Genomic DNA, 14,549 nt, shown 5'->3' with positions numbered 1-14,549 from the left:
GCTCGTTACTATTGCAAATCAACGCTTTATGAACCCCGCAGAAATGCGGGGCAAGCTCTGACTTCCTCACTAAATTTTCATTTAGCCCGCTAAACTCAAATTTAGTGACTTTGCCAGAACCATAAATCCTTGATTTTCATGGCGAAACCGCTCCAAACATGCTCTAATAGGCTTTTTCATACTTAAAGGATTGCGTAACAATAACCTACCCATTTAGTCTCGTTCTTTTACACGCTAACTGCGTTAATCCCGCTTTTTGAATCAAAAAGCGGGACGCCGTAGCTCTACTATGCCTCCGTTTTGCTTCGCATCTACTTCGTGGTCGCTTCGCGCCTGCCTTCGGCGGTCCTGATTTTGCCTTGTTTGCGCACAAAATAACTTCGGCTATTCCGAGCAACTTATTATTGCACGATCCCTTAGTGTAATTTTCACATTAAGTTTCTTGGAGATTCCAATTCCATTGCGTATACTACTAACCTACAAAACCCTACACAAAGGATGTCCCGATTAGTTATCATTTCCAACCGATTGCCTGTAACGATAAAGAAAGAAGCCGGAGACCTGATCTACCACCCCAGCGCAGGCGGGCTCGCGACGGGCCTGAATTCGCTCGACAGCTCTTTTGACAAAATCTGGATTGGCTGGCCCGGTCAGGATATCAAGGATGAATGGGAGCGCGAAACCGTGCGCCACGACCTTGAGAAGGATGGCTTGTACCCCGTATTTCTAAGCCAGGAGCAAATTGAGCTATACTATGAAGGGTTCAGCAATAAGACCATCTGGCCTCATTTCCACTACTTTACGCAGTATACTTCTTACCGCGACCACTACTGGGAAGCTTATCAGCAGGTCAACCGTCAGTTTGCCGATGAGGTCATTCCGCTCATTAAAGAGGGCGATTTGGTGTGGGTGCATGATTATCAGCTCATGCTGCTGCCTGCAATGATCCGCGAAGCTTTCCCGGAAGTTTCCATTGGTTTTTTCCTGCATATCCCCTTCCCCTCCTACGAGGTATTCCGCATTCTGCCATGGCGCAAGGAATTGCTGGAAGGCATTCTCGGGGCTGATCAGATCGGCTTCCATACGTTCGGTTACATGCGCCACTTTCTGAGTGCGGTGTACCGTATTTGTGGCTTCGAGCATCACTTCGGTATGCTCACCGTTGTCGACCGTTTGGTCAATGTAGACATGTTCCCGATGGGGATCGACTACGACAAGTACGCACATCCGGAGCCTGCCAGTGAAGAGTCAGATACAGCTAAAAAGATTAAGCAGTTGGCTGAAGAGCAAAAACTGATCATCTCTATCGACCGCCTCGATTACTCTAAGGGTATCCCCCAACGGGTCAGGGCTTATGCCAATTTCCTGGAAAAGCACCCGGAATACCGAGGGAAAGTCACCCTCGTGATGATCGTAGTGCCTTCCCGGGCCAATGTCTCCCAGTATAAAGAGCTCAAGCAAAAAATTGATAACCTGGTCGGGCGGGTAAATGGAGAATATGGCAATTTCGGTTGGGTGCCTATACAGTATTTCTACCGCAGTCTCGACTTTGGCGACCTGACCACTTTGTACAAAGTGGCCGATATTGCCCTGATTACTCCGCTGCGCGATGGTATGAACCTGGTTGCCAAAGAGTTTGTCGCCAGCAAGGAAACTTCTAAAAAGGGCGTACTGATCCTCAGTGAGATGGCCGGTGCCCACAACGAACTCAACGACAGCATAACGGTAAACCCGCAAGACCGGCAGGATATCACCAATGCCTTGCTTCAGGCACTGAGTATGGACGAAGCCGAGCAACGCCAACGCCTGGAGAGCATGCAGGAAAACCTCAGGCAGCATGATGTGCGCAACTGGGCAGGTACTTTCATCAATGAACAAAAAAAGCTAATGGAGTCGCAAAAAGAAAACATCATTAAGCGGATCGACCGCGATCTGAGAAAAGCCATTGTCAAAGATTACCATGAAGCGGAGAACCGGCTCATTATCCTGGATTATGATGGCACCCTGATGCCTTTCCACAGAGACCCGCAGGCCGTGGTCCCGGATGAAGAAGTCTTGTCCCTGCTCAGAGGGCTTTCGGCCCACCCGGGCACCAAGCTGGTAGTCAACAGCGGGCGGGACCGTACTACTCTCGAAAGCTGGTTAGGCCACCTGGGCCTGGATATGGCTGCCGAGCACGGCGTTTGGATGAAGCGCGATGGCAAATGGCAGAGTAACCCCGGGCTGACCATCAGCTGGAAAGAAAAAATCCGCCAGGTATTGCAAAATATGGTAGAGCGTACCCCGGGCTCCTTTATCGAAGAAAAAGACTTTTCGATTGCCTGGCACTACCGTCGCATCGACCCGCAGCTGGGCGAAAAGCGGGTACGGGAATTCCGGGATGTCCTCCTCTATCTTACCGCCAATGATGACCTGCAAGTACTGGAGGGCAACAAGGTAGTGGAAATCAAAAATGCCGGCGTCAGTAAAGGAAAAGCAACCCTCAACTGGCTGGAGGAAGGCAAATGGGATTTCATCATGGCATTGGGTGATGATCATACCGATGAAGACACCTTCAAAGCCTTGCCGGATACTGCCCACACCATCAAAGTCGGGCTGGATAAATCAGTGGCGCGTTACAACCTCCTCTCGGTTGAGGATGCGCGGCGCTTCCTGGGCCGCTTCATCAAGTAATCTTCATCGGAGAATGTAGCATTTACGTCCATAAAGTTAAGGAGGAAACTATTACTCGTCCTATTTTGGGCCAATGATCACAGGCTTCTTTCAAGGCTTCACTTCTTATCTTGATGCCATTAGGCTAACCTCCCGGTATCGCCTCTGGGGCTATGTGCTCGCACCTGGCCTGATTAGCGTGGTACTGGGCGCCGTCATCTTTTATGGTGCCTGGAATGCAAGTGATGATATCGCGCAGTGGCTTATCGATTTTTATCCCTTCGACTGGGGCAAAGGGGCTCTGGAAACCATCGTACAGATTTTCGGCGGTGTTTTCGTGCTCGCCATTGGCTTGGTGCTGTTCAGGCACCTGGTGCTGGCGCTTTCCTCCCCCTTCATGAGCTTTCTGTCTGAAAAAATCGAAAAGCGGCTAACCGGACAACAGCCGCAAGTACCTTTCTCAATAGGAAAAGCGCTAAGTGACCTTAGGCGAGGGCTCACCCTGGCACTCCGAAACATCGTAAGAGAATTATTCTTTACCCTTTTGCTGTTTCTGCTGGGCATCTTGCTACCCTTCCTCAGCCCTTTGATTGCCGTGGCTGTTTTTGGCGTACAGGCTTACTATGCCGGCTTTGGCAATCTGGATTTCACGCTGGAGCGGCACAGGGACGTACAAGGTAGCATTGCCTTTGCCCGTGCACACCGTGGGCTTTGCCTGGGCAACGGCACTGCGTTTCTACTACTGCTCTTTACGATTGTCGGCTTTTTGTTTGCGCTGCCGTTGGGTACGATTGCCGCAACGAAAGAAGCCGTCAGAAGGCTCTATTAAATCACACCGGCTCCCAGTAAATTTTGTGGTTGGGGTACTCTTTGTGGAACTCGTACTTCAAAATATCATGCGTAGTGATGAGCCCTACAAGGTCCTTGTCTTCATTCACAATAGGCAGCCCATGAAAGAGATTTTCCAGAAAGACCTCTGCTGCTGCCCCGATTTTATCGTTCGGGCCGAGGGTCGCGACCTTTGTCGTCATCACTTCTGAGACCTTGATCTGCTTGTACTCATCCTGACGGCGCCCGAGGCGCACTAAATCAAAGGAAGTAATGATGCCCACGAGGGTGTGCCCCTCAACCACAGGAATGTGGTGTACGTGCTTAAAAAAAAGAATGTCTTTGACCACTTCTAAGGTGTCTTGAGGACGGACCGTCACCACCTTGCGGGTCATAATCGAGGAAATGGGTTCATTCATCATAGCATGAAGCATTTGGTGTTATCTCACGCTATAAATTACGCATTTATTCCGTATTTTAAAACAAATGCCAAACAAAATCAACATACGCCATATAAACCGCTGAAAAATCAGCAGCAGGCAGGCTATTGAAAAGGCTGGGAATGAATGAGCTGATCCTCAAATACAGTAGCAGTAGGCAACAAAGGAGAGGCAGGTTTTCTGCCCCGTCCGCTATTGCTCGTTCACAAACTTATACCCTACCCCACGTACCGAAAGAAAATACTCCGGATTTTTAGGGTCAGCCTCAAAGTACTTGCGGAAAGAAAGAATAAAATTATCGATTGTCCGGGTAGACGGGTAGACATCGTAGCCCCAAACCGACTGCAGAATTTGCTGCCGGGACACCACTTCGCCCCTGCGGTCCACCAGCAATTTCAGCAGCATGGCCTCCTTTTTGGTAAGCGTGAAGTGGCCAGGGTTGCCCTTCGCTTCGTAAGTTGCAAAATTGGCCCAGTTGTCACCAAATTCATACTCTTCGGGCGTATTGTCGGGGCTTTTGCTCGTTCGCTTGATCAGGTTGTTAACCCGCAGCAGGAGTTCTTCGAGGTTGAACGGTTTGGTCAGGTAGTCGTCTGCACCTTTTTTCAATCCGGAAATGCGGTCCTGCGCGGTATCCTTCGCAGTAAGGAACATGATCGGCACTTCCCGGTTGGTCAGGCGGACCTGTTCACAAATCTGAAACCCGTCTACTTCGGGGAGCATCACATCGAGGATCAGGAGATCAAAATGCTGCTCCCGGGCGTATTTGAGGGCATCCTTTCCATTATCAGCGGCGACGACTTCGTAGTCTTCCATCTCAAGGTTGAGCTTGATGACATCCTGAATATTTTCTTCGTCCTCAACGAGTAATATGCGCATACACTATTGATTAGCTTTGTGTTTTAACAGTTCTGCAGACCGTTGTGCCGGGTGTTTGCCGAGTCGTTCGGCAGGAAGCTCAATTTTGAAAACCGTGCCCTTTGGCTGATTGTCTTCTACAGAAATCTTCCCATTATGAGCGGCTACAATTTGCTGCACAATGTATAAACCCAAACCTGTACCTTTTGTTTTGCGGGTATCTTCATTGCCAATCCGATAGAACTTACCAAACACCTGTGGCTTCTCTTTATCCGGGATACCGTTACCTAAATCCGCGAACCGCAGGATGAGCGACTGCGCCGTTTCTTCCAGGCTGACTTCTATATCAGCGGGCTGAGGGGAGTACTTCACAGCGTTCTCCATAAGGTTGAGCATCACCGAAGTCATCCCGGTACGGTCCCCCCGGAACGGGCTGATTGCAGACCGCTTGTCAAAATGGAAGCGGGCATCAGGGTATTTGCTATCCAGCGTTTCAATAAGGTCTTCCAGAATTTGCGGCAACTCCAGCAGCTCCTCATGAGGCTTGTAGGCGGTTTCCAGCCTGGCCGACAAAAGCAGGTCGTTCACCAGGCCATTGAGGCGCTCGGTTTCCAACAAGGCACTCCGTGTCAGGCGTTCGGTCTTTTCCGCAGGCAGGTTCCGGCGCTGAAAGGTTTCCAAAACCAGGCGGATAGAAGCGATAGGCGATTTCAACTCATGGGTGATGGAAAGCAGGAAATTGCGCTGCTGCCGGGCGGCTTCCATTTCCTTATTGTAGGCACGGTTGATCAGGTACATCCCCACCAGCAAGGTCAGGATGATCACTCCGGCTTCCCCAAGGATCATGTATTCCTGACGAGTGTACTGCTTTTTGAGTTCCAGGTAAGGGGCCGAAGTCAAAAAAGCATCCTCGGACTGCACCGCGCCTTCTGCGACCATGATCAGGCGCATCTTATCGCGCTTAGCGGCGAAGGCGTCACTGTTTTTCGTGTAAAGCAGTACCGACCACCAGGCGAAAGCCATCATCATGTAGGCAATCACCACATAAGATAGTAAGCGTAGTCTGACATTTCGGCGGCCTTCCATTATTTGGTGGATTTAAAGACCAGGTCCAGGCAGGTTTCCATTATTGCTGCCGCCTCGTCCAGGTCCTGCGCTGTATGCGCTGCTGAAACGAAGCCGACTTCATAACCACTGGGCCCAAGGTACACCCCACGCCTGAGCAGTTCGCGGTGCAGGTTTTTGAAATACTCCATGCTGCCAGCATCAATTTGGTCGGCCCGAACTACCCGCTCCCGGGTGAAAGCCAGCCAAAAGATAGAAGCGATTTGCTGTACGTGCAGTGGATAGTCCTTCTTCAGGGCATAAGCTTGCAGACGGTCAGCCAGCCGTTTTGTCTTCGCCTCCAAGGCTTCATAGAAGCCGGGCTCCAACAGTTGCTTCAGTGCTGCGTACCCCGCGGCCATCGCTACCGGATTGGCAGAAAGCGTGCCAGCCTGATAGACCGGCCCTTCGGGTGAAATATGGCGCATCACCTCATGGCTGCCCCCGTAGGCCCCGACGGGCATTCCACCGCCAATAATTTTTCCGTAGGTGATGATGTCGGGCTGAATCCCGTAGTAGCCCGCCGCCCCTTCGAAGCCGACCCGGAAACCGGAAATCACCTCATCGAAAATAAGCAGCACACCATATTTATAGCACTTCAGGCGCAGGCACTCCAGGAAGGAGCGGTCTTGCAGGAGCAGGCCATTATTAGCAGGTACCGGCTCTACAATAATACAGGCGATGTCATCGCTGTACTTTTGGAGGGTCTCGTCCAGCAGTTTGCGGTCATCGAGTGGCAGTACGAGGGTCTCTTCTGCAAAGGCTTTGGGTATGCCCGCAGAGGTGCTCTCGCCAAAGGTTGCCAGGCCAGAGCCCGCCTTTACGAGCAGGGAGTCCACGTGACCGTGGTAGCAGCCCTCGAATTTGATCACTTTGCTTTTCCCTGTAATGCCCCGGGCCAGGCGCAAAGCCGACATCACCGCTTCGGTGCCCGAACTGACAAACCGGATTTTGTCAATGTACCGGTTGTTTTCAATAATCAGTTTCCCCAGCTCGTTGCCCAGGCGGGTTGGGGTACCAAATGAAGTCCCTTTAGCCACCGTTTCCGTGACCAGGTCTCTGACCTTTGCATTATTGTGCCCGAGGATCAGAGGCCCCCAGGAACAACAAAAATCGATATAGGTATGATCGTCCTCATCGGTGATCCGGCAGCCCTGCCCTTCTTTGATGAATAACGGCGGGCCAAAGACGGACTTGAAAGCCCGTACCGGCGAATTTACGCCGCCCGGAAAATAATTCTTGGCTTCTTCAAACAATGCCGCAGAACGCGTCCTGTTTTCCAGGGAAATGATCTCCATGTCTATTTTTTTTTCTACTTGCTCCAAAGGTAACGAATCTGAACTACAGCAGTTGTCAGCTGCTGGTAAACTAAGAGCGGCTTGCGCATGCCTTTATCGTGTGTACAAAAACCAGGGAAATACCCGCGCAACCTTGACCAATTTTGAAGAGATGGCAGCTCTCAAAGATAGCATCAAGTCTAATGAAGAGAATACTATTCTGCCCGAAGAAACGGCCCGTGAGCTGAAAGAAAAAGGCCAGTCCGAGAGTTTGTCTGGAGCGGTTTCGTCATGAAAATCAAGGGTTTATGGTCCCACCTTTGCTTTTCACATTTTGACCGAATCTGTAAGAAATATGGCATTGAAAAAATAAAAACCATTGGCGATGCCTACATGGCAGCAGGAGGTCTGCCCATACCCAACTCCACCCCCGCACAAGAGAATGGGCGAAATGAAAAGGCACCTTGTTTCAAAAGCTTAGAGCTTATTCCTAAAGTACACGGATCAGGCCACTTCGACATTTTCAGCAAGCGTTTTGCCCAAAAACTTGAGCATGTAGCGCTTAACGGTTTCGCGCACCTGAAGGAAGACCAACTCAATCTCTTCTTCGGAGCCCGAAGCCTTAGCCGGATCGGGGATACTGAAGTGGATTTTTTCAGCATAGTTAACCCCCTGAAGTGTGGACTCCGCCGCCTCATCACAAACAGTGATCAGGTAATCAAAGTACTGATTGTGAAAATCCGCTATGGACTTGGCAGTATGCTCACTCATGTCAATATTATCCTCCTCCATCACTCTTACAGTGTAAGGGTTCAGGTGTTGAGCATTGAGCCCGGCGCTTTGGATATCCAGCTTGCCCCCAGCGTAAAACCTAAGGTAGCCTTCTGCCATTTGGCTGCGGCAGGAGTTGCCCGTGCAAAGCACTAATACCCTTTTCATTGCAGTGTATTTAATGTCAGGTTAACACAAAGTTAACATTAAAAATGAACAATGAAAACCAAAATAACCGAATTCAACCAGGCTCCGGGTCTGACTTTACTTACCACTCAGGAAATAATTCGGAGTTGCCCGGGTATAGCTTTCAATCTGATCCATCTCCGCAGTTTACAGCAAACGGAATTCCACAAACCGGGAATGCAATACCGTATTAACTACTTTCAGTTACTTCGAGGGTAAAACAGGCGTAATGAACACTAGAAAACCGTCAACCTCAGAAGGTTGGGCAACCGATGCCCCTGCCACTTTGTACGCCCCGGTTTTTGCCGCCAATGCGGAACGCCAGAGAAACCCCTCCAATATAGTACCAGTCGTTGTACTCTCCACCACGTCGGTAACTCGTATCGGCAGTGGGGTCTTCCACCGTTGGGCGGCTCAGGCGGGCAGCCAGTTCCCCATTGCCTTCCAGCACATCAAAGTAGTTGACCTCTACATTGCTCACATCATCGAGATAGTCGGTGAAAAGCATACGCCCACCAAACTCCAGCCCGAGGGTCAGCTGATCACTCAGCAGCACCTTCACGCCTACGCCCATGGGTATCGCAAACTGCGTAAGCCGGTAGGCATCTTCATAATTGGGCAGCCCCTGCCCTTCTGTGCCTAAAGGCTGCAACTCGATATAATCACCGTCAAACGGGGCTTCCGGATTGAAGCGAAAAACGGCCGCTCCACCAAAAATATAAGGGACAAGGCCGCGGTTGCGGGCCACACCTATCTTAAACAGGTTCAACTCCCCAATCAGTGAAAACTCGGTAATCCGGCTACGGAAAGCCAGCCCCCGGTCCTCCCGGCCGTGCCGGGCATCGTCGCCCTCTAGGGAGCCACCACTGACCCCCAACCGCAGGGCACCTGCCCGGCCAAGCTCGAAGCGGGTAAATACACCAAATGCCGGGCGTACTTCCTCAAAGTAAACGCCAAACTCCTGAGGCGATAAATCTCCGCTGTATAAGGCTACGCCGCCCATCACGCCCAACTGGGTTTGTGCCTCCAGCTTAAGGGGGCCAAGGGTGAGGAGTAGCAGGCAAATGCCGGTGAATACAGGAAGGGGAAAGTGGAAATCTAATTGCTTGTTAGCCATAATTTTGTTCATTGGGATTAAGATTATGTTAGGGCTTTAGTAATCGGTCTGTCCTGCTCTCTGGAACGGGACACTTTCCTGCCTGTGTCTCGTCGCCTGTGGGCTTTGGCCACCGGAGACCGAAGTGTTCGACACGCAGGCAGATTTGATTATACTCCGTTTCGGAAATCCTTCCCGCAAAAACTGCGGGACAGGCTATTTAACTTTCGCTAAACTCCGGTTTCCGTGCTTTACCTAATCAAAATGCTGATTTTCGACTAGAAGACCAAAATCCTAACATGCTCTAATGATATGTTACTATTACTAAATAGATACTAGTTGTTGAAGGAACGCTTCCCGGGCGGCGATAATTATGTCTTGTTTTGAAAATTAAAGCCTGCGTCCTGTGCGCTTACTCCAGCGTGGGCAAGGGACAGGGTCCGAAAGCATCCGGTTGAGGCCTTCCCCAAAGTTGTAGGAGACCGTGATGTTCATCATGTAATACCAATCGCGGGAGGTAACGCCCCGCCGGTAAGTTTGGTCAACCCCTTCTTCCCCACCCAGGGATGGCCGGCTTAAGCGGGCTGCCAAAGGGCCATTATTAAAAAAAACGTCCCGGTGGTTGACTTCCGTACCGGTCACATCGTCCAGGTAGTCCGTCAGCAGCAAACGGGGCCCGAATTCGAAGCCGAACGTAAACTTCCGGGTGATGAATTTGATACCCGCGCCAAAGGGGGCCTGAAACTGCGTCAGGTTATAAGGCTGTTCATAACCGGGGATGCCCTGCCCCTCTGTGCCCAGGGGCTGCAATTCCACCCATTCCCCATCTACTTGCCGCCTGGGGTTGAAGTGGAACAGGCCCACGCCTCCGTACAAATAAGGAAACGTAAAACTGTATTCGGTATGCCGTATCCGCCAGGCGTGCAACTCCCCAATCACCGAAAACTCGGTGATATTGGTACGGAAGGCCAGCCCTCTGGCTTCCCGGTTGTTCCGTAAATCATCGCCCTGCACACTGCCGAAGTTGACCGAAAAACGAGTGGAAAAAAGATTACTGGGCGAAAGGCGGCAAAAAACACCACCCGACGGGCGCATCTCCTGTATCATCGCCCGGGGGTCACTGGGAGAGATGTCCCCGCTGTAAAACATACTGCCGAAGGTAAACCCGATATCTACGAACTGAGCCGTAAGCGTTGCTCGAATCAGGAAACAGAAAATCAGTACCAATAATTGTTTTTGCATCGTTAATGGGATTGGGGGGTACATAAGGGGCCCCCTTTTGTACAGGCTTGGAGCTCTCTTGGTCTGGAACTCAAGCTACTTGATTGAAAAATATTGAATTGGTCAAAAAACTACTGCGACAGTCAAAAAGACGATTTCAGGCATCTTAAGTCGTTTTCAGACCAGTACTTTCATTCTATTCTGGGGTATGGAAACTTGGTTGCTGTTGCCGGGCAGGTTATCGCCTTGAACTTACGGCACGTCATAGCATTTTGTGTGGGTGGCTACAAAGCTAATTTTTTTTCTGACAGCCACAAAGAAAAGCAAACCCATACATAAAGAAAATCCATATCAGTCTGCTTGTTATATTTTACGCACTTCTTCGCCCACCGCTAGCCTATCCCCCCGGTCCTGCTTCAGCCCAACCTGCAACGATACCCGTGATTTATGCATTATTACATTCGGGATTTTAACTTAAACCGGATCGGTTTGTTAGAGCGTGTTGGGACTTTTGTCTTTTAGTCGAAAACTAACCATTTTTTGGTTAGACGACCTGCCTGCCAAACGGGTTTGCCAGGCAGGCAGGGGCGCGAAAACCGGAATTCAGCCTGAGTTAGATAGCCCGTCCCGCAGTTTGCGGGACGGGTTTTCCGGACGAAGTATAAGCAAAAAAGTGTAGTTTGCAGGCCCATTACTAAAGTCCCAACACGCTCTTAATGATCGTGGAATGATTAAAACCAAGTCCAAAGATGTCCAGACGTAAGTCAAGTACTGATGATGCCCCGAAAGTTCGCCTCACCCGCGAAAAGCTGGCAGCAGCAGCAAAAATCTTCAAATTCATCCGCCCCTACCGTTTCGCTTTCGGCTTCGGGCTCGTATTGCTGTTTCTTTCCTCTATCACCTTCATGGTATTCCCCTACCTCTCCGGGCTGATGGTCGACATCGCCTCCGGTGATCAGGAAATGCCTTATTCCCTCGTGGATATCGGGTGGTTCCTGGCGCTGATCCTGGTTGTTCAGGGAGCGGTCTCCTATTTCCGGATTTACCTGTTTTCGATCGTCAGCGAAAAAGGCATTGCAGACGTGCGCCGGGCGTTGTACGAGAAGCTCATCGCCATGCCGATGTCTTTTTTTGAACATGCCCGCGTTGGAGAATTAGTCAGCCGCCTGACTGCTGATGTGGAAAAGCTGTACAGCGCCTTTTCCATCACGCTCGCCGAGTTCCTGCGGCAAATCATCATCCTGATTGCAGGTATTATCTTCCTGGCCTTCCGGGCACCGCAGCTCTCCTTAATTATGCTGGCTACGTTCCCGGTCGTCATTATCGGGGCGATGTTCTTTGGGCGCTTCATCCGCAAGCTTTCGAAAGAGCGGCAGGAGGAACTGGCAGAATCCAATAACATCCTGAATGAAACCATGCAGGCCATTCAGGCCGTCAAGGCTTTCACCAACGAGCGCTTCGAGTCGCTCCGGTACGGCACCCGCATATACCGGGTAGTGGGGATGTCACTGCGCTACGCGCGCTGGCGGGCGCTGTTCTCCGTTTTTATCGTCACTTTCTTATTTGGTGCACTGTTTTTCATCATCTGGCAGGGCGCATTGATGGTACAGGGGGGCAATATGAGCGTGGGCGTCCTCATTGAGTTCGTAGCTTATACGGCTATTATCGGCGCTTCCATTGCGGGCCTGGGCAACTTCTACACCGAGCTGTTGGGCGCTATCGGTGCAACGGAGCGCATTCGAGAAATCCTGCAGGACGAACAGGAAATTGATGTCCCGAACATCGATAACATCCCCGATGCTCCCGTCAACGGGCATATTGAATACAAGAACGTCCGCTTCCGGTACCCGACCCGGCCGGATATTGAAGTGCTCAAAGATATGAGCTTCAAGGTGGAGCCAGGGCAAAAAGTGGCGCTCGTAGGCACGAGTGGCGCCGGAAAATCAACCATTGTCCAGTTGCTCCTGCGCTTTTATGAAATTGACGAGGGGGAAATCCTGGTAGATGGCCGATCGATTTCCACTTTCAATACGACAGCCTACCGCCGTAATATTGCTATTGTCCCGCAGGAAGTCATCCTCTTCGGTGGCTCTATACGGGAGAACATCCTCTACGGTGACCCCAAAGCGGACGAAGCAGCAATCATTGCCGCTGCCCAAAAGGCCAATGCATGGGATTTCATTCAGACCTTCCCGGAAGGGCTCGACACGCTGGTAGGCGAACGTGGCGTAAAACTTTCCGGAGGACAGCGGCAGCGCATCGCGATCGCCCGGGCGATTCTAAAAGACCCCGCCATTCTCTTACTGGACGAAGCCACCTCCAGCCTCGATGCTGAATCGGAAAGAGTCGTGCAGGATGCCCTGGCGAAGCTCATGGAAGGGCGGACCTCAATCATCATCGCCCACCGTCTGGCTACCATTCGGGATGTCGACCAAATCTTTGTGATCGACAATGGGCAAATCATTGAGCAGGGCACCCACACCGAGCTCTCTCAACGCGAAAAAGGAGCCTACAACACCCTGGCCAAACTTCAATTCGAACCAATGTAAACATGGGGTACACGCTTAAGGAGCGGTTGATCTATACCGCTGCCGGCCTCGCCCTCCTGAGCCTGGTCGTCGTATATGGTTTGGAATTATCCTGGTTCAACCGCACTATAGCGATGCCCCGCCTGGCTTTTTTCAGCATGGTGGTTGGCGCCTGTACCGGGCTCGCACTGGGGCATTACGCTGCCCGCCGGGAGCACGGGCTGACGGAAAAAATACAGATTTATATCTTTTTTGGGCTTTCCTGTACTATTTTTGGGCCGCTGGCGGGCAGCCTGAGCAACCGGCTGCTCAGCCCTCCAGGTAAACCTGTACCGGTAGAATTCGTATCCCAGAGCGCTCGCTACGCCAGCCGCAGCGGCCCTGTACCCGGGGAAAAACCAGCCCCGAACCTTTTCGATATCGAATTCTACTACCGGCAGAAGGTGCGAAAAATCACAAGCCTCAACCCCCTCCCTGCATCCCTGGAACGTGGAGACACGGTTTGGATTGATATCAAACCTGGCTTATGGGGGTTTGAGGTGGTAAAAAAGAAAGCGGCTGTTCAATGATCCGAGCGCAACATTCACTACAGTCTTACAATACTTTCGGCATTGATGCCCGGGCCCGGTGGTTTTCTGAAATCGAGACCCCGGACGCTTTACAGGCCCTGCTGAAACAGCATCCGGACCGCCCCCTTTTCGTACTGGGAGGCGGCAGCAACCTATTGCTCACCCGAGACCTCGATCAGTGGGTGCTGCACAACCGGATCTCCGGTAAATCCATTGTCCGGGAAGAAGCCAACAACGTGGTGGTGCGCATTGGAGGCGGAGAAAACTGGCACGAAACCGTACTTTGGTCACTGCAGCAAGGCTACGGAGGCCTGGAAAACCTGTCGCTTATCCCCGGCACAGCCGGAGCAGCCCCTATACAAAACATCGGTGCCTACGGTGTGGAATTATCGGAGGTCTTTGAGCGCCTGGAAGCCATTGACCTGCAAACCGGAGAGCGGCTGGAATTCACTGCGGAAGAGGCAGCTTTTGGCTACCGGGACAGCTTGTTCAAACGTGCACTGAAGGGCAAGATTTTCATTACCCACATCCACCTCAAGCTTACCCGGCAAAAGCACGCCTGCAATACCAGCTACGGAGCCCTCAAGAATACCCTGGAAGAATGGGGTATCCACGCGCCTGCGCCTGCGGATATCAGCCGGGCGGTCATCCACATCCGGCAGAGCAAATTGCCGGACCCCGCTGAACTCGGCAACAGCGGCAGCTTTTTTAAAAACCCTGTTATTGATAAGGTGCAATTTGAAAGCCTTCGGCAGCAATACCCTCAGGTGCCCGGCTACCCGATGAGCGATGCACAGGTGAAGGTCCCCGCCGGCTGGCTGATTGAACAGGCCGGCTGGAAGGGCAAGCGGGTAGGCTCCGTGGGGACTTACCCTAAACAGGCCCTCGTGCTGGTCAATTACGGTGGTGCGAAGGGCGAAGCAGTCTGGGCTCTGGCCCGGCAAATTATGGCGGATGTAAAACAGCAATTTAGCATCGACCTGCAACCCGAAGTTAACGTGCTGTAAATGAGACCAACA

At 51.5% G+C, this 14,549-nt stretch carries 13 protein-coding genes and 1 pseudogene; 7 read left to right on the top strand and 7 right to left on the bottom strand.

Annotated features, from left to right (window positions below; genetic code table 11):
* The first annotated feature begins 498 nt into the window (after positions 1 to 498).
* Entirely contained in the window at positions 499 to 2,673 is a 2,175-nt protein-coding gene (locus RIC19_RS06195) for a bifunctional alpha,alpha-trehalose-phosphate synthase (UDP-forming)/trehalose-phosphatase (RefSeq protein WP_350177427.1), read from the top strand.
* Positions 2,674 to 2,746: 73 nt separating this feature from the next.
* Complete coding sequence (locus tag RIC19_RS06190; RefSeq protein WP_350177426.1) at positions 2,747 to 3,481, top strand: EI24 domain-containing protein; 735 nt, start codon at positions 2,747 to 2,749, stop codon at positions 3,479 to 3,481.
* Between the two features lies 1 nt (position 3,482).
* Here RIC19_RS06190 and RIC19_RS06185 read toward each other — a convergent pair whose 3' ends face one another.
* The 4 genes from RIC19_RS06185 to hemL form a co-directional block, all read right to left on the bottom strand.
* Positions 3,483 to 3,902 carry a CBS domain-containing protein gene (locus RIC19_RS06185; RefSeq protein ID WP_350177425.1) on the bottom strand — a complete coding sequence of 140 codons (420 nt, stop codon included), beginning with the start codon at positions 3,900 to 3,902 and terminating at the stop codon, positions 3,483 to 3,485.
* A 210-nt stretch (positions 3,903 to 4,112) separates the two neighbouring features.
* Positions 4,113 to 4,799, bottom strand: a complete 687-nt coding sequence (locus RIC19_RS06180) for a response regulator transcription factor (RefSeq protein ID WP_350177424.1) — start codon at positions 4,797 to 4,799, stop codon at positions 4,113 to 4,115.
* A gap of 3 nt (positions 4,800 to 4,802) precedes the next feature.
* A complete protein-coding gene (locus tag RIC19_RS06175) occupies positions 4,803 to 5,864 on the bottom strand; it encodes a sensor histidine kinase (RefSeq protein WP_350177423.1) in 1,062 nt (353 codons plus the stop codon).
* Positions 5,864 to 7,180 (bottom strand): glutamate-1-semialdehyde 2,1-aminomutase, encoded by a 1,317-nt coding sequence (hemL, locus tag RIC19_RS06170; protein WP_350177422.1) that lies wholly within the window; start codon positions 7,178 to 7,180, stop codon positions 5,864 to 5,866. The genes RIC19_RS06175 and hemL overlap by 1 nt, the downstream gene beginning before the upstream one ends.
* Between hemL and RIC19_RS06165 the strand changes: the two genes are divergently transcribed.
* Complete coding sequence (locus RIC19_RS06165; RefSeq protein ID WP_350177421.1) at positions 7,179 to 7,454, top strand: hypothetical protein; 276 nt, start codon at positions 7,179 to 7,181, stop codon at positions 7,452 to 7,454. The genes hemL and RIC19_RS06165 overlap by 2 nt on opposite strands.
* A pseudogene (locus tag RIC19_RS06160) lies at positions 7,451 to 7,576 on the top strand (adenylate/guanylate cyclase domain-containing protein); the annotation flags it as partial. The gene RIC19_RS06165 and the pseudogene RIC19_RS06160, both read left to right, overlap by 4 nt.
* A gap of 87 nt (positions 7,577 to 7,663) precedes the next feature.
* Here the strand turns inward: RIC19_RS06160 and RIC19_RS06155 are convergent.
* The 3 genes from RIC19_RS06155 to RIC19_RS06145 all read right to left on the bottom strand — a co-directional run bounded on the left by RIC19_RS06155 (position 7,664) and on the right by RIC19_RS06145 (position 10,454).
* Positions 7,664 to 8,098, bottom strand: coding sequence for an arsenate reductase ArsC (locus RIC19_RS06155; RefSeq protein WP_350177420.1), 435 nt, complete (start codon positions 8,096 to 8,098; stop codon positions 7,664 to 7,666).
* A 271-nt stretch (positions 8,099 to 8,369) separates the two neighbouring features.
* Complete coding sequence (locus RIC19_RS06150) at positions 8,370 to 9,233, bottom strand: DUF6089 family protein (protein ID WP_350177419.1); 864 nt, start codon at positions 9,231 to 9,233, stop codon at positions 8,370 to 8,372.
* 369 nt (positions 9,234 to 9,602) lie between these two features.
* A complete protein-coding gene (locus tag RIC19_RS06145) occupies positions 9,603 to 10,454 on the bottom strand; it encodes a DUF6089 family protein (protein WP_350177418.1) in 852 nt (283 codons plus the stop codon).
* A gap of 728 nt (positions 10,455 to 11,182) precedes the next feature.
* Between RIC19_RS06145 and RIC19_RS06140 the strand changes: the two genes are divergently transcribed.
* From RIC19_RS06140 to murB, 3 genes are read left to right on the top strand one after another with little or no spacing between them, the layout of a single operon-like run.
* Entirely contained in the window at positions 11,183 to 12,982 is a 1,800-nt protein-coding gene (locus RIC19_RS06140) for an ABC transporter ATP-binding protein (RefSeq protein ID WP_350177417.1), read from the top strand.
* A 2-nt stretch (positions 12,983 to 12,984) separates the two neighbouring features.
* On the top strand, positions 12,985 to 13,530 hold the full coding sequence (locus RIC19_RS06135; protein ID WP_350177416.1) for a hypothetical protein: 546 nt from the start codon (positions 12,985 to 12,987) through the stop codon (positions 13,528 to 13,530).
* Positions 13,527 to 14,537 carry a UDP-N-acetylmuramate dehydrogenase gene (murB, locus tag RIC19_RS06130; protein ID WP_350177415.1) on the top strand — a complete coding sequence of 337 codons (1,011 nt, stop codon included), beginning with the start codon at positions 13,527 to 13,529 and terminating at the stop codon, positions 14,535 to 14,537. Before RIC19_RS06135 ends, murB begins: the two co-directional genes overlap by 4 nt.
* Positions 14,538 to 14,549: the final 12 nt, after the last annotated feature.

This window comes from Phaeodactylibacter sp., assembly GCF_040219495.1.
Classification (GTDB): domain Bacteria; phylum Bacteroidota; class Bacteroidia; order Chitinophagales; family Saprospiraceae; genus Phaeodactylibacter.
The sequence above is the reverse complement of the archived record's forward strand: the minus strand, read 5'-3'. Positions and strand labels throughout refer to the sequence as shown.

What these genes read in the sequence shown, in the direction of transcription:
- RIC19_RS06195 (WP_350177427.1), top strand. Translation starts at nt 499, where the DNA reads ATGTCCCGATTAGTTATCATTTCCAACCGATTGCCTGTAACGATAAAG.
- RIC19_RS06190 (WP_350177426.1), top strand. Translation starts at nt 2,747, where the DNA reads ATGATCACAGGCTTCTTTCAAGGCTTCACTTCTTATCTTGATGCCATT.
- RIC19_RS06185 (WP_350177425.1), bottom strand. Translation starts at nt 3,902, where the DNA reads ATGATGAATGAACCCATTTCCTCGATTATGACCCGCAAGGTGGTGACG.
- RIC19_RS06180 (WP_350177424.1), bottom strand. Translation starts at nt 4,799, where the DNA reads ATGCGCATATTACTCGTTGAGGACGAAGAAAATATTCAGGATGTCATC.
- RIC19_RS06175 (WP_350177423.1), bottom strand. Translation starts at nt 5,864, where the DNA reads ATGGAAGGCCGCCGAAATGTCAGACTACGCTTACTATCTTATGTGGTG.
- RIC19_RS06165 (WP_350177421.1), top strand. Translation starts at nt 7,179, where the DNA reads ATGTCTATTTTTTTTTCTACTTGCTCCAAAGGTAACGAATCTGAACTA.
- hemL (WP_350177422.1), bottom strand. Translation starts at nt 7,180, where the DNA reads ATGGAGATCATTTCCCTGGAAAACAGGACGCGTTCTGCGGCATTGTTT.
- RIC19_RS06155 (WP_350177420.1), bottom strand. Translation starts at nt 8,098, where the DNA reads ATGAAAAGGGTATTAGTGCTTTGCACGGGCAACTCCTGCCGCAGCCAA.
- RIC19_RS06150 (WP_350177419.1), bottom strand. Translation starts at nt 9,233, where the DNA reads ATGGCTAACAAGCAATTAGATTTCCACTTTCCCCTTCCTGTATTCACC.
- RIC19_RS06145 (WP_350177418.1), bottom strand. Translation starts at nt 10,454, where the DNA reads ATGCAAAAACAATTATTGGTACTGATTTTCTGTTTCCTGATTCGAGCA.
- RIC19_RS06140 (WP_350177417.1), top strand. Translation starts at nt 11,183, where the DNA reads ATGTCCAGACGTAAGTCAAGTACTGATGATGCCCCGAAAGTTCGCCTC.
- RIC19_RS06135 (WP_350177416.1), top strand. Translation starts at nt 12,985, where the DNA reads ATGGGGTACACGCTTAAGGAGCGGTTGATCTATACCGCTGCCGGCCTC.
- murB (WP_350177415.1), top strand. Translation starts at nt 13,527, where the DNA reads ATGATCCGAGCGCAACATTCACTACAGTCTTACAATACTTTCGGCATT.